12 protein-coding genes are annotated in these 13,325 nt (G+C 66.7%); 5 read left to right on the top strand and 7 right to left on the bottom strand.

The genetic code is table 11. From position 1 onward, the window contains the following. Nucleotides 1–102 precede the first annotated feature (102 nt). The 4 genes from ACOJB8_RS31240 to ACOJB8_RS31225 all read right to left on the bottom strand — a co-directional run bounded on the left by ACOJB8_RS31240 (nucleotide 103) and on the right by ACOJB8_RS31225 (nucleotide 2,428). The gene (locus ACOJB8_RS31240; protein ID WP_342945594.1) at nucleotides 103–747 is read right to left on the bottom strand and encodes an NAD(P)-dependent oxidoreductase; all 645 of its coding nucleotides are present in this window, start codon (nucleotides 745–747) and stop codon (nucleotides 103–105) included. Nucleotides 748–852: 105 nt separating this feature from the next. Further along, the gene (locus ACOJB8_RS31235) at nucleotides 853–1,308 is read right to left on the bottom strand and encodes an Rrf2 family transcriptional regulator (protein ID WP_069267928.1); all 456 of its coding nucleotides are present in this window, start codon (nucleotides 1,306–1,308) and stop codon (nucleotides 853–855) included. 125 nt (nucleotides 1,309–1,433) lie between these two features. Then, nucleotides 1,434–1,889 (bottom strand): hypothetical protein, encoded by a 456-nt coding sequence (locus ACOJB8_RS31230; RefSeq protein ID WP_475016059.1) that lies wholly within the window; start codon nucleotides 1,887–1,889, stop codon nucleotides 1,434–1,436. A gap of 2 nt (nucleotides 1,890–1,891) precedes the next feature. Further along, nucleotides 1,892–2,428 (bottom strand): GNAT family N-acetyltransferase, encoded by a 537-nt coding sequence (locus ACOJB8_RS31225; RefSeq protein ID WP_083245542.1) that lies wholly within the window; start codon nucleotides 2,426–2,428, stop codon nucleotides 1,892–1,894. Nucleotides 2,429–2,487: 59 nt separating this feature from the next. On the opposite strand from ACOJB8_RS31225, the gene ACOJB8_RS31220 reads away from it, so the two are divergent. Further along, a complete protein-coding gene (locus ACOJB8_RS31220) occupies nucleotides 2,488–3,069 on the top strand; it encodes a DJ-1/PfpI family protein (RefSeq protein WP_475016058.1) in 582 nt (193 codons plus the stop codon). A gap of 206 nt (nucleotides 3,070–3,275) precedes the next feature. Here the strand turns inward: ACOJB8_RS31220 and ACOJB8_RS31215 are convergent, their stop codons facing one another. After that, the gene (locus ACOJB8_RS31215; protein WP_475016056.1) at nucleotides 3,276–4,955 is read right to left on the bottom strand and encodes a sensor histidine kinase; all 1,680 of its coding nucleotides are present in this window, start codon (nucleotides 4,953–4,955) and stop codon (nucleotides 3,276–3,278) included. A 405-nt stretch (nucleotides 4,956–5,360) separates the two neighbouring features. Between ACOJB8_RS31215 and ACOJB8_RS31210 the strand changes: the two genes are divergently transcribed. After that, entirely contained in the window at nucleotides 5,361–6,563 is a 1,203-nt protein-coding gene (locus ACOJB8_RS31210) for an ammonium transporter (protein ID WP_475016055.1), read from the top strand. Nucleotides 6,564–6,632: 69 nt separating this feature from the next. Here the strand turns inward: ACOJB8_RS31210 and ACOJB8_RS31205 are convergent, their stop codons facing one another. Both ACOJB8_RS31205 and ACOJB8_RS31200 read right to left on the bottom strand, forming a co-directional pair. Beyond that, complete coding sequence (locus tag ACOJB8_RS31205; protein ID WP_475016053.1) at nucleotides 6,633–7,382, bottom strand: SDR family oxidoreductase; 750 nt, start codon at nucleotides 7,380–7,382, stop codon at nucleotides 6,633–6,635. Nucleotides 7,383–7,515: 133 nt separating this feature from the next. Continuing rightward, a complete protein-coding gene (locus ACOJB8_RS31200; RefSeq protein ID WP_475016051.1) occupies nucleotides 7,516–8,433 on the bottom strand; it encodes a LysR family transcriptional regulator in 918 nt (305 codons plus the stop codon). Nucleotides 8,434–8,707: 274 nt separating this feature from the next. Here ACOJB8_RS31200 and ACOJB8_RS31195 point away from each other — a divergent pair, with 274 nt between their 5' ends. The 3 genes from ACOJB8_RS31195 to ACOJB8_RS31185 all read left to right on the top strand — a co-directional run bounded on the left by ACOJB8_RS31195 (nucleotide 8,708) and on the right by ACOJB8_RS31185 (nucleotide 13,322). Continuing rightward, complete coding sequence (locus ACOJB8_RS31195; RefSeq protein WP_475016091.1) at nucleotides 8,708–10,249, top strand: class I adenylate-forming enzyme family protein; 1,542 nt, start codon at nucleotides 8,708–8,710, stop codon at nucleotides 10,247–10,249. A 465-nt stretch (nucleotides 10,250–10,714) separates the two neighbouring features. After that, entirely contained in the window at nucleotides 10,715–11,551 is an 837-nt protein-coding gene (locus ACOJB8_RS31190; protein WP_342945586.1) for an IclR family transcriptional regulator, read from the top strand. Nucleotides 11,552–11,948: 397 nt separating this feature from the next. Next, nucleotides 11,949–13,322: an MdtA/MuxA family multidrug efflux RND transporter periplasmic adaptor subunit gene (locus ACOJB8_RS31185; protein WP_475016049.1), complete on the top strand. Its 1,374-nt coding sequence runs from the start codon at nucleotides 11,949–11,951 to the stop codon at nucleotides 13,320–13,322. Nucleotides 13,323–13,325 lie beyond the last annotated feature (3 nt).

The following is a 13,325-nucleotide window of genomic DNA, read 5'->3' as shown; positions in this document are numbered from 1 at the left end:
GAGGGGCAAAAACAGGACGTTCCAGTTTAGCCGCACTCCACCTCGCCGCGCCGCGCGCGTGCGTAACAGTTTGTCAGCGCGCAGGACGCGCCGCGTCGCGCCTCAGTAGGCCGCCGTTGTGATCTGACGAATGAAGCGGCCCTGCTCGAGTTCGTCGACGAAGGCGATTGCGTAGTCCTCGGCAGAAATGCGGCTCTCGCCCTTCGCATCGGCGATCAGCGTATTGGCGCCCGTGCGGAATGTGCCCGTGCGCTCGCCGGGCGCGATGATCGCGGCCGGCGCGAAGAAGGTCCAGTCGATGTCGGTGACGGTACGGTAGTAGTCGAACGCCTCGCGATGGGCGAGCGCGATCGCCCTGTAGGCGTCGGGGAAGCCTTCGGTATCGACGAGCTGCTTGCCGGGCGCCACTTCCAGCGAGCCGGCGCCGCCCACCACCACGAGACGCTCGAGCCCCGCGGCGCGCACGCCTTCCACGAGCGCGCGGCTCGCGACCAGCAGGTCGCCAAGCTGATCCTTGGGCGGCGCATAGGCGCTCGCCACCACATCGTGACCGCGCACCGCGGCTGCGACGCTCGCCGCGTCGAGCAGATCGGCCTTCGCCGCGTGGACGTTCGGTGCGGCCGCCACGCGCTCGGGCTGGCGCACCAGCGCGCTCACCTGGTGGCCGCGGCGCGCCGCTTCGGCGGCGATGCGAGAACCGACCATGCCGGTTGCGCCAAAGAGGGCGATTTTCAGCGTCTTGCTCATGAACTGACTCCTGTTTTCCGTAATTATGTAACTAACGAAGTTACATTTCGGGGGTGAAAAAACGGGGCAATGCCCCGCTGATGATTCTGCTTGCGCGCAGCCCGCTCAGGCCCGCCGCGCCCGCGCGCGTTCGAGCTTGCGCTCGCTGCGCGTCATGTCGTCGACGACGTCCGCGAGCGTGCGCGTGGCGAGCGACGCCTCCATGGCGCGCTGTGCGTCGTCGATCACGCCGCGCAGCGTCTGCTGGATGTGACGCCCGACGAGGCAGGCCGGATTCGGCTCCTCGCGGTGCATGGCGAACAACTGCGCGTCGTCGACTGCATGGTAGACGTCGAGCAGCGTGATTGCCTGCGGCTCGCGTGCGAGCAGCGCGCCACCGCCCGCGCCCAGTTGCGACGACGTGAGGCCCGCGCTGGCAAGCATCGACAGGAGCCGGCGGATCAGCGCGGGATTCGTGTTCACGCTGCCCGCGATGATCTCCGACGACAGCGGCACGCCCTCCTGCTGCGCCAGCAGCGCGAGCACGTGAACGGCAAAAGCGAAACGGCTACTCGTATTCACGGCAAACCTGCCACTGCTGTGCGGCGCACGAATGGTTCGAACCACGCGCGCCAAAAAGTGTAACCATCATAATTACATTAATTCGTAGCGTCAACCCGTCAGCCGCGGCCCGCACGGCTGCGGCCTTACTTCGAAGCATCCGATGCCGGCGCCGACGCGGCCGCGTTGCTCGCCCAGCGCTGCAACGAATGCCCCGCACTCGTCAAGCCGGTCCCGGTGGCCGCGGCGGCCTGCCCGAGCAAGCCCTGCGCCGTGCTTGCCGCGCCGCGCAACTGGCCCTGCGCCGCCGAAGCCAGCTCGGCCGTGGACGCGCTCGCCTGTTGACCTTGCGAGGCCGCCGAATCGAGCTTCTGCTGCGCTGCACCGAGTTGCTGGTTCACGAAGCTCGCGGCCTTGTCGAGCGTTTGCGCAGCCTGCTGCGCGGCCTGGTTGGCGGCGTCCTGCGTGGCCTGCTTCACGGCGTCGGCGGACTGCTTGCTCAGATCGGGTGCGGAAGCATCGTGCTTGTTACAGCCGGCGAGCGCCGCACACACAAGCAGGGAGGCCAGCGTCAGCCTTTGCGTCGAAACCTTCGAATACATGGTCATCCTGAAAAATTCGCCGCATGAAGCGGCTTGCATAGATGAAAACGCGGCAATGATACGCCGTCGCGCAACACCGACTCCGACGAAATGAGCGAAAAGCCCGCGCGCTCGAAAATCGGCCGCGACACCGCGCTCGCGTCGGCACTCAATACCGTCGAGCGGGCCTCGCGCGCGAGCGCTTCGAGCCGCGCCAGCGACAGCGTCGCGAGGCCGCGGCGCGACCACACCGGCGCGACGTAAAGCATCTCGACGTGATCGAGCGGAAAGAGCTGCCCGAACGCCGCTGCCGCGCCGTCACAGTACGCCACGAGCGTGACCCCGCGAGAAAGACGCGCGTCGAAGTCCGCGAGATCGTCGGCGGCCGCAGCCCACGCGCTGCGCTGCGCCGCGTCGTAGAACGAGGCAGCGAGCGTGGTCACGGACGCGCGGAACAACGCGGCCAGCGCGCTCGCATCGCGGCCCGGCACGTAGCGCCGCCAGTCGATGGTGTGCAGTGCGGCGCCCGCGACGCCGTGCTTTGCGAAATCGTCAAACATGATGGAGTAGACTGCCCACGCGCACGATCTGTTCCACCGTCCACCTCCGGAGACAAACGATGGCCGTCAAGAAGATCCTGTTCCTCACCGGCGATTTTGCCGAAGACTATGAAACGATGGTGCCGTTCCAGGCGCTGCAGGCAATCGGCCACCGCGTCGATGCGGTATGCCCCGGCAAGAAGGCTGGCGAGCGCGTGAAGACCGCCATCCACGATTTCGAGGGCGACCAGACCTACACCGAAAAGCCGGGGCACCAGTTCGCGCTCAACGCGACTTTCGACGAAATCGACGCCGCCAGCTACGATGCGCTCGCCATCGCAGGGGGACGCGCGCCCGAATATCTGCGCCTCGACCCGAAGGTCATCGAGATGGTGCGTCACTTCGCCCAGGCGAACAAGCCCATCGCGGCGATCTGCCATGCGGCCCAGCTGCTCGCCGCGGCCGAGGTGATCCGCGGCAAGCGCATTTCGGCCTATCCGGCCTGCGCGCCCGAGGTGCGGCTCGCCGGCGGCGAATATGCCGACATCGCCATCGACAGCGCCGTGACCGACGCGCCCTTCGTCACCGCGCCCGCGTGGCCCGCCCATCCCGAATGGCTGCGCCAGTTCCTCGTGCTCCTCGGCACGCGCATCGAGCCGTGAGCGAGCGCTGATCCCACGCGCGCGTCGCCCCTGTTTCGCACGGGGCGACGCGCGCGCCAGCCGCCAATTCGGACAACTCCGATAGAGCGCGCTTGTCTGGACGTCTAAGCGCCTGCCGGTGGTCGCAACGCCGTTGCAGGTGCCGCCCGCGATTCGCTTCGCTCGCTTGCCTTCGCATTCGCGCCACCCGCGCCATCGCCCGCACCTTATTCCGCAAGGCTACTGGGCGAAGCCTCCGAGCGCTCCGCGCGTTCGAGCGCGCTGATGATCTGCTCCGCGTCGCCGGGCAACGGCGGCGCGACCGCAAGCGCATCGGGCAGCGACAGATAGAACGTCGTCCCCTCGCCTTCCGTCGACTCCACCCACACGCGCCCGCCGTGCCGCTCGACCACGCGGCGCACGAGCGCGAGCCCGATGCCCTCGCCTGGCGCCACGTTGCCGTGCATGCGCTGAAACGCCTGAAAGAGCCGCGGCAGGCCGACCTCGGGAATACCGAGCCCGTTGTCGCGCACATAGAAAATCTGCAGCGACTCCACGCCCGGCGGTGCATGAGCCGTGCCGATCTCGACGCGCCCGTCGCGCGCCGGATCGAGATAGCTGAGCGCGTTGCCGATCAGGTTTGCAAACACCTGTTCGAGCGCAGTAGGGTCGCCCCATACGTCGGGCAGCGTTTGCACGCTCACCTGCGCGCCGCGTGCGCGGATCGACGCGTGCATCGCGTCGACCACGCGCTGCACCAGTTCCTGCACACTGATACGCTGTCGCCGGTACTCCACGCGCCCCGCGCGCGCGAGCCGCAGCAGCGCGTCGATGATGTGCGATGCGCGCAGCACCGCCGTTTGCAGATAGCGCAGCGCCTCGCCGATATCCTCGTTGATGGTGCGCTCGATGCGCGCGCGCACCTGCGGCGAGAGCGAAGAATGCGCGATACGCTCGCGCAGGTCGTTGCACGCGTGATTGAGCTCGCGCGAAAAGCCCTGCAGGTTCACGAGCGGCGCGCGCAGATCGTGCGACACGCCGTGGATGAACATCTCGTTTTCCTGAGTCTGCTGGCGAAGGTTTTCGTTGATGCGTGCGAGCTGGTCTGCGCGCCGTGCAAGGTCGGCCTGAAAACCGAGCCGCAGCCGCTCGGCTTCGATCAGCCGCTGGCTGATCTGGTGCAGCGTGAGGTCGAGTTCGGCGATTTCGTCGTTGCCCGCCGTGAGCGGCGCAAGCGGTTCGTTCGCGGCCAGCCGGTTCGCGTTGTCGGAAAGCGCATCGAGCCGCCCGCGCACCCCGCGCGTAAAGACCCAGACGGCAAGCGCAACCAGCACGATCGAGCCAAGCACGGCCGTCATCACGAGCGTCTGCTGCTGGGCGCGCGCCGCTTCGGCGGCGGACACCCGTAATACGTCGAGGCGGCGCTCCTCGGTCTGGAACGAGACGATCTGCGTGCGCACGCGGTCGAGCACGTCGGCGGCCATGAGCGCGCGAAAGCGCTCGGCCAGGTCGACGCGCCGGCCAGAACGCAAGAGGTCCTGCACGCGGTCCGACCATTGGCGATAGTTCTGCACGGCGTGGCGAATCTGCACGGCGCGCTCGACCTGTGTGGGATTATCGGCCACGAGTTCGACGAGCCGGTCGATGCGGCGGTCCACGTCCATCCACATCGAGACCGGCGTGGCATAGCTCGTGTCGTTGGCCGCCACCGCACCGCGCAGCTTGACCGACTCGACCAGCACCGGTTCGAGCACGCGCGAAGCCTGCGCCAGCACCGCCTGGCTGTGCTGGCCCCAGCGCTCCGCGGCGGCGGCGTCGGTCTCGGCCTTCACGATGGCCGACAGCAAGCTCAGTTCGAACACGGCGGGAATCGCGATCAGCAGAAGCCCTTTGGTCGTGAGGCGCATTGCGTGGCGGGTACCGGGCGACCGGACGTGCGTGAAGTGGCAATCCGGCCATTATGTCGGCGTTTGCGCCCTATGTGCGCCCGAAATTTATCCTCGCGAAAACGCGAGAGGATTTCGATTCGCCGACAATCCATTGATGCGGAAAGGAAAATCGAATTAAGCGCCCTAACTTGGCGCGTGAGTTCCCCAACTTTGCGCGGGAGCCCGGAGGTTGTGCCGAAACGTGGTGCATACGCCCCGGAAATCAGCACCAGCACCGGCGATACGGCGCCTGCCATTTTTCCGCATCGGTGCACGGCCGCACCGGCTTGACGCCTGCTTTGGCTGCGAATTCACCAGTTTGGCGCTGAAGCTGGCCCATATCTTGCTCACTATGCGCCATTTTGGGCAAACTGGGTACGCCAGATGGACAATCTAAAAACCGGCACCGACACGCTATTCCTGCTGATGGGGGCCGCCATGGTGCTCGCCATGCACGCGGGGTTCGCATTTCTCGAACTCGGCACCGTGCGCAAGAAGAACCAGGTCAATGCGCTCGTGAAGATCCTCGTCGATTTTTCGATTTCGACGATCGCCTACTTCTTCATCGGCTATACGCTCGCCTACGGCGTGCAGTTCTTCTCGCACGCGGACGTGCTCGCCGAGCACAACGGCTACGCGCTCGTGCGCTTCTTCTTCCTGCTCACCTTCGCGGCGGCCATTCCGGCCATCGTGTCGGGCGGCATCGCCGAGCGCTCGAAGTTCAATCCGCAGCTGTTCGCGACCTTCGTGATCGTCGGCTTCATCTACCCGTTCTTCGAGGGGATGGTGTGGAACAACCGCCTCGGTTTCGAGGATGCGATGACGCACGTGTTCGGCGTGCCGTTCCATGACTTCGCGGGCTCGGTAGTCGTCCACGCGTTCGGCGGCTGGATCGCCCTGCCGGCCGTGCTGCTGCTCGGGCCGCGCCACGGCCGCTATACGCGCGACGGCCGCATCGCCGCGCACCCGCCTTCGAACATCCCGTTCCTCGCGCTGGGCGCATGGGTGCTCGCGGTGGGCTGGTTCGGCTTCAACGTCATGAGCGCGCAGACCATCGACAAGATCAGCGGTCTTGTTGCCGTCAACTCGCTCATGGCGATGGTGGGCGGCACGCTCGCCGCGTGGTTCGCGGGCCGCAACGATCCGGGCTTCACGTACAACGGGCCGCTCGCGGGGCTCGTGGCCGTGTGCGCGGGCTCGGACATCATGCATCCGCTCGGCGCGCTCGTGACGGGGGCGGTTGCCGGCGCGCTGTTCGTCTATATGTTCACCTGCGTGCAGAACCGCTGGCGCATCGACGACGTGCTCGGCGTGTGGCCGCTGCACGGCCTGTGCGGCGCATGGGGCGGCATCGCCGCGGGCATTTTCGGCCAGCGCTGGCTCGGCGGCCTGGGCGGCGTCTCGCTCGGCGCGCAGATCGTCGGCACGATTGCGGGCATCGCGATCGCCTTCCTTGGCGGGCTCGTGGTGTACGGCCTGCTGCGCAAATTCGTTGGGCTGCGCATCGATCGCGAACAGGAATTCAACGGCACCGACCTGTCGATCCACAAGATCACGGCCACGCCGGAACGCGAAACGGTTTCCTGACCGACGCGCAGTACGCTCACGCGGGCGGCGCCCTGCCGCCCGCATTCCGTACGCATCACTAACGGATCATCAAAGCTGGCCCATGCCGCCGGCGACGATCACTTCGGTGCCGATCATGAAGGCCGACTCGGCGGCGCTCAGATGCAGCACGGTCGAGGCGATCTCCTCCGCCGTCGCAAAGCGCTTGAGCGGCACCAGCCCACGAATCGATTCCTCGGCCGCCGCGAGCGCGGCGGCGTCCATGCCGAACTTGTTGTAGAGCGGCGTCTTCACGGGACCTGGGCTCACCACGTTCACGCGAATGCCGCGCGGCAGCAGTTCGGCCGAGAGCGTCTTCGCGAGCGAGATCAGCGCGGCCTTGCTCGCCGCATACACCGACGAAGTGGGCATGCCGATATGCGCGTTGATCGAACCGTTGAGCACGATGGCCGCACCGTCGTTCAGCACCGGCAGGAGCGACTGAATCTGGAAGTACGCGCCCTTCACGTTGGTGTCGAAGGTGACGTCCCAGAGCGCTTCGTCCACTTGCTCGAACGGCGCGAGCTTCGCCACGCCCGCGTTGATGAACACCGCGTCGAGGCGCAGGCCGGCGTCGCGCACGGCGGCGGCCAGCTCGCGCGCGCCGGTGATCGAGGCCGCGTCGTTGCGCCACGCGTGCGCGTTCGGGCCGAGCGCGCGCCGCGCGGCTTCGAGGCCGGCTTCGTCGCGGCCCGTGACGATGACGTGCGCGCCTTCGGCGGCATAGGCCTGTGCGGCAGCGAGGCCGATGCCGCTGGTTCCGCCGGTGACGAGGACAGTTTTGTTTGCAAAGCGGTTCATGACGTTCTCCTTGAAGGGGATAGTCTCGATCTGAGACTGTGATGCCATATTGCCGGGCGGCGCGCTTTCTGCCGTACGACGGTTTTGGCGCAGACGTTCGAATCTGTCGAACGTTTTGCACGGGCAGCCGGCTTCAGCCCGTGACCTCGATTCCGTCCACGAGGCGCCTGGCAAGACGCGGCTCGCGCAGCCGGTCGATCCACCATTGCAGTGCGCGTCCCACGTGTTCACCGCGCCACGCCACGTAAAGCATGTTCGGCTCGCGCGGGTTCGCCGTGACCTTCGCGACCAGTTCACCGCGCTCGATGAGCTTCGCCGCGCGCCGCCGCGGCACCCAGCCGACACCCAGGCCCTCGCGCTGCGCGAGGATCTTCGCGCGCATCGACGGCACCGCCAGCACCTCCTGCCCCCCGAGCAGCCCGTAGCCGCGGCCCGGCGTGAGCCGTGCCGAATCGCCGACCGCTACGCCGCGCTCGGCCAGCATGCGCTCGCGCGTGAGCGGCGCCTTCTCGCCCGCGAGCCGATGGCGAGGCGCCACCGCGAACACCCACTCCATCACGCCGAGTTCGAACCAGTGCAGGCCGTCGATGGCGGGCGGTTCGTTGGTCGCACCGACGATGAGATCGGCGCGGCCGTCGCGCAGCGCCTCCCAGGTGCCGGAAAGCACCTCGTGCGTGAAACGCAGCTTGACGCCCGACTGCAGCGCGTCGAAGTCGCGGATCACCGGCATGAGCAGTTCGAATTCGAGAATCTCGTCGGTGACGATCCACAAGCGGTCTTCCCAGCCGTTCGCGACCTGGCGCACGCGCTGCGTCATGCGCGCGACGTCCTGCATCAGGCGGCTCGCATCCTCGGCGAGCAGATGCCCGGCTGGAGTGAGCTGCAGCCGGTAGCGCCGGCGGTCGAAGAGCAGCGCGTCGAAGCGCGCCTCGAGTTGGCGCGCCGCATGGGAGATCGTGGAAGGCGCCTTGTTCAGCCGTGCCGCCGCGCGCGACAGGCTGCCGGTTTCGCGGATGGCGTCGAGCAACGCCAGTTCCTCTTCGGAGAGCATGTGCGACTCCATCGAACGGGTGATGAGCGATGGTATGGCAGAAAGGGAACGTAGGTCGGTTCACATGACGCCGCGTCCTTGGGGGCGAACTGTCAAAGTCGCCTTGACGGTCTGTCCAACAAAATTGTCGTTGCCTGGCGCAATGACCAGCCCGAGAATCGAACGCACGTTCACAAACTGTGAAGCGTGCCCGCGCGCCCATCAAAAGGGAGACCATTGCGCAAGAGAACTGCATCACGCCCGCGAAGACATCTTTCCAGTGAGGTATGAGGCCATGTCCGTGCAGTCCCCCGACTCCCCGTTCGTCGACTTGACCGCCATGATTCGCCAACGCACGGCGGAACACGGCGCGCGCGCGGCCATTGTCTGCGAAGACGAGACCGTCACGTTCGCCGCGCTCGATGCGCTGATCGACCGCTGTGCGGCCGCGCTGCAGCGTGACGGGCTGGCACCCGAAGACGTCGTGGCCATTTGTGCGTCGAGTTCCATCCCCTATGCCGCCGTTTTCTTCGGCGCGCTCCGGGCAGGACTCGCGGTCGCCCCGCTGTCGCCCTCCACGCATGCGGACAGCCTCGTCGCCATGCTGGAGAACTCGCGGGCGCAAATCCTCTTCGCCGATGCGGCGGTTTGCCAGTTGCTTGCGGGCGTCACGCTGCCGCCTACCCTGCGCGTCGTCGACATCGGTGCAGCCGGGCAATTCGATGCGTGGCTCGCGCCCGTGGGCGCCGCGCCCTCGCACGTGGAAATTCGGCCGGAGTGGGCGTTCAACATCATTTACTCGTCCGGCACGACGGGCGCGCCCAAAGGGATCGTCCAGTCGCACGCGATGCGTTATGCCTATACGCTGCGAAGTCTCGAGCGCGGATACGGGCCGCACGCCGTCACCTTGATTGCGACGCCCCTCTATTCGAACACCACGCTGGTGAGCTTCTTCCCGACGCTCGCGCTCGGCGGAACGGTCGTCCTCATGCCGAAGTTCGATGCGAAGCAATATCTCGAGCTTGCCGAGCGCAAGCACGTCACGCACACCATGCTGGTTCCGGTGCAATACCAACGCATCCTCGGCCATCCGGACTTCGATCGCTACGACCTGTCCAGCTTCCATTCGAAGTTCTGCACGAGCGCGCCGTTCGCGGCGGCCCTCAAGGCGGACGCCCTGCGCAGGTGGCCGGGCAAACTCACCGAGTTCTATGGCATGACCGAAGGCGGCGCGTCATGCGAGCTTTGCGCGGACGAGTTTCCCGACAAGCTGCACACCGTTGGCCGCCCGCTGAACGGCCATGAAATGCGCCTGATCGATGCCGACGGACGCGAGGTCGCCGCCGGGGAAGCCGGTGAAATCGTCGGGCGCTCGCCTGCCATGATGACCGGCTACTACCGGCAACCGGACAAGACGGCGCAAGCCGAGTGGTACGACGGCGATGGGCGGCGCTTCATTCGAACCGGGGATGTCGGCCGCTTCGACGAAGACGGCTTCCTCGTGCTGATGGACCGCAAGAAGGACATGATCATCTCGGGCGGCTTCAACATCTATCCAAGTGATCTGGAACAGGTGCTCGCCCGACACCCCGAAGTCGCCGAATCCGCGGTGGTTGGCGTTCCATCGGCGCGCTGGGGCGAAACGCCGGTGGCGTTCGTCACGCTCCGGCGCGGTTCGGCATTGACCGCCGTCACGCTCGCCGCTTGGGCCAACGGGCAATTGGGGAAGATGCAGCGGCTTGCCGACGTGGTGATCGTCGACGCCCTACCGCGCAGCCCGATCGGCAAGGTGCTCAAGCGTGAGTTGCGGGAGCGCTTCAGCGGCGAGGTCGCGTGATCGGCGGCCTGGCGCACGTTCGTGGATTTGGAGCCGGCGGAAAAAAAAGCGCCACGTTTGCACGTGGCGCCTTGAAAAGTTCTAGCCATTCCGAGGGCCGTGCTAGAACCTGAGAGCCGGTATTCGGATGCGCCGTGCCGTCGGAAAAAGATGCGCAATTATGCGAATTGCATACCGCATGGCACATTAAAACCCCGCAATTTTGCGGGGTCGAGGCGGATTGCCGAAATCGCATTCCATTTTTTACCTACATGCTGACTAAGTCAAGCAAAATCTCGCCAAAATGCGCCAATCGTCGAGCTTCTGGCATCCATTACAATCGTCTGAGAATTAGCGCCCTAATTTAGGGAGCGCCGCATTGATCGAACGCAAACGGCTGTATCGCGCGACACGCCCGCGCTGACTTTGTAACGCCTCGCGCGAAATCTCAAAACTGAAATCCTGTTTCGGAAAATTGTCCCGCCAATGACTTCCGCACCCGATTCGCGCCTTCCTGAAGACGCTCCGCGAGATAAAGACGGCGGCGCCGACGAAGTGACGGCGCTCGCGCGCGGCCTTGCCGTCCTGCGCTGCGTCGCGGCCGCCGACGCGCCGCTCAGCAACCGCGAACTGACCGAACTGACGGGCATTCCCAAGCCCACGCTTTCGCGCCTCACGGGCACGCTCGTGAGCACGGGCTTTCTCGCCCGGCTGCCCGACAGCGAACGCTTCGTGCTCACTTCGTCGGTGCTCGAGCTGTCCAACGGCTTCCTGCGCAACGCCGACATCCGCAGCCGGGCGCGGCCGTTTCTCACGCGGCTGGCCGAGCGCACCGCGCTCTCGGTGCACCTGACCGTGCGCGACCGTCTGGACATGGTCGTGATCGACGCGATCCGCCCGCGCACCGCCGTGCTCGTCACGCGCCTCGAGGTCGGCTCGCGCATCGACATGGGCCGCACCGCCGTCGGACGCGCCTACCTCGCCGCGCTCGACCCGCACGCGCGCGCGGAACTCACCGCCGCGTTGCAGACTTCGACCGGCAACGACTGGGGCGTCTTCGGCAGTCGTCTCGACGCCGCGCTCGCCGAGACCGCCGCCCACGGCTACGGGCTCGCGATCGGCGAATGGTACGAAGGGCTCAACGCCATCGCCACGGCGTTCGCGGGTCCCAACGGCGAGATCTACGCCATCAACTGCGGCGGCGCCGCGCAGCAGTGCCCGCGCGAGTGGCTCGTCAGCCACGTCGTGCCGCTGATGCGCGAATGCGTTGCGCACGTCGTCGACGAAATCGGCGGCGCCCTGCGCCTGCCCCACGCGACCTGACAACACGAGCGGCTGCGCCTTACAAAAAGCACTCGAAGGGTGTAACGCTCGTAACGTCTCGAAAGAAACGGCACTGGACTGTAACGAAGGGGGCAACGTAGCATCATGCTTTTTGGCGGCAAGGGCCAGCCGCGCCGCCGCCCTTCGCCCGTTACGCCAGCCAGCCGCCAGCGACGCCGTCCATGCCCGTGAGCGCATGGCGCGGCACCCGGGCCGCAGCGCGGCGCGTCCTGACATCTTGCTAGCGCACGGCCTGGGTGGCATCGGCGCGCGCCGCTGCGCCGGCGCCATGCGCTGCGGCGCGCTTGTGCAAGCGCTTCGCGGCCGGCCCCCTGTAGTGCGCTCCGCCAAGAGCCTTCGAGAACCCCGCTTCGAGAACCTGTTACCGACCTGACCGATGGATCAACAAGAAAAGCGCCCGGATTCCCCCCGTAAAGACACGACGCCGCAGTCCCCCGCTCCGGTCGCCGCGAGGCGCGGCAAGGGCAAGTTCATCGCACTGGGTGTGGTCATCGTGATCGCCGGCATCGTGCTCGCGCGCTGGCAGCCGTGGAACAAGGCGCTCTCGGGCGGCAACGCCGCACCGGCGGCCGGCGCGCACGCGCGGCGCGGCGGTCCGGGCGCCATGGCCAACATGCCGCAGCCCGTGAGCGTGGCGACGGCGAAGGCCGGCGACATGCCCATCGTCATCACCGCGCTCGGCACGGTCACGCCGCTTGCCGACATCACGGTGCGCACGCAACTATCCGGCACGCTTCAGGACGTGTACTTCCAGGAAGGCCAGATGGTGAAAAAGGGCGACGTGCTCGCCCAGATCGACCCGCGCCCCTACCAGATCTCGCTCGCCAACGCCGAAGGCCAGCTCGCGCGCGACCAGGCGCTGCTCGCCACGGCGCGCCTCGACCTCAAGCGCTACCAGACGCTGCTCTCGCAAGACTCGATCGCGAGCCAGCAGGTCGACACCCAGGCCTCGCTCGTCAAGCAATATGAGGGCACCGTCAAGTCCGATCAGGCCAGCGTCGATACCTACAAGCTCGACCTGACCTACGCGCGCATCACGGCGCCCGTCTCGGGCCGCGTGGGCCTGCGCCAGGTCGATCCGGGCAACTACGTGACGCCCAGCGACACCAACGGCATCGTCGTGCTCACGCAGCTCGAGCCGATCAGCGTGATCTTCACGACTTCGGAGGACAACCTGCCCCCCATCATGAAGCAGCTGCGCGCGGGCACGAAAATGTCGGTCACGGCCTACGACCGCAGCAACACGACGCTGCTCGAAGCCGGCTCGCTCCAGACCATCGACAACCAGATCGACACCACCACGGGCACCGTCAAGCTGCGCGCGAGCTTTACGAACCATGAGCAGGGGCTCTTTCCGAACCAGTTCGTGAACGCGCGCCTGCTCGTCGATACGATCCACGACGCCGTGATCGTGCCCACTTCGGCCGTGCTCAACGGCTCGCAGGGGCAGTACGTCTATGTCGCGAAACCCGATAACACGGTGACGGTGCGGCTCGTGAAGGTCGGCCCCGTCGATGCCGAACGCACCAGCATCGCCTCGGGCCTCACCGTGGGCGAGCGCGTCGTGACCGACGGCTCCGACCGTCTGCGCGAAGGCGCGAAGATCACGATTCCCGCCGAGCATCCGCAACACGCCAAGGGAGCGTCGGGAGCGTCGGGAGCCGCGGGCGCGCAAGGCGCATCAGGGGCCGGCGCGGCCTCCGGCGCGCGTCATGGCCATCGCCACGCCTCGCAGACGCAAGCCCAGTAAGCC

The organism is Paraburkholderia sp. BR10141, from assembly GCF_056155635.1.
Note: the sequence above shows the minus strand (reverse complement) of the source record. Positions and strands in the feature narration are given on the sequence as shown.

Excerpts from the sequence above, each read along its gene's own strand:
- ACOJB8_RS31240 (WP_342945594.1), bottom strand. The coding sequence starts at position 747 with ATGAGCAAGACGCTGAAAATCGCCCTCTTTGGCGCAACCGGCATGGTC.
- ACOJB8_RS31230 (WP_475016059.1), bottom strand. The coding sequence starts at position 1,889 with ATGTATTCGAAGGTTTCGACGCAAAGGCTGACGCTGGCCTCCCTGCTT.
- ACOJB8_RS31225 (WP_083245542.1), bottom strand. The coding sequence starts at position 2,428 with ATGTTTGACGATTTCGCAAAGCACGGCGTCGCGGGCGCCGCACTGCAC.
- ACOJB8_RS31220 (WP_475016058.1), top strand. The coding sequence starts at position 2,488 with ATGGCCGTCAAGAAGATCCTGTTCCTCACCGGCGATTTTGCCGAAGAC.
- ACOJB8_RS31215 (WP_475016056.1), bottom strand. The coding sequence starts at position 4,955 with ATGCGCCTCACGACCAAAGGGCTTCTGCTGATCGCGATTCCCGCCGTG.
- ACOJB8_RS31210 (WP_475016055.1), top strand. The coding sequence starts at position 5,361 with ATGGACAATCTAAAAACCGGCACCGACACGCTATTCCTGCTGATGGGG.
- ACOJB8_RS31205 (WP_475016053.1), bottom strand. The coding sequence starts at position 7,382 with ATGAACCGCTTTGCAAACAAAACTGTCCTCGTCACCGGCGGAACCAGC.
- ACOJB8_RS31200 (WP_475016051.1), bottom strand. The coding sequence starts at position 8,433 with ATGCTCTCCGAAGAGGAACTGGCGTTGCTCGACGCCATCCGCGAAACC.
- ACOJB8_RS31195 (WP_475016091.1), top strand. The coding sequence starts at position 8,708 with ATGTCCGTGCAGTCCCCCGACTCCCCGTTCGTCGACTTGACCGCCATG.
- ACOJB8_RS31190 (WP_342945586.1), top strand. The coding sequence starts at position 10,715 with ATGACTTCCGCACCCGATTCGCGCCTTCCTGAAGACGCTCCGCGAGAT.
- ACOJB8_RS31185 (WP_475016049.1), top strand. The coding sequence starts at position 11,949 with ATGGATCAACAAGAAAAGCGCCCGGATTCCCCCCGTAAAGACACGACG.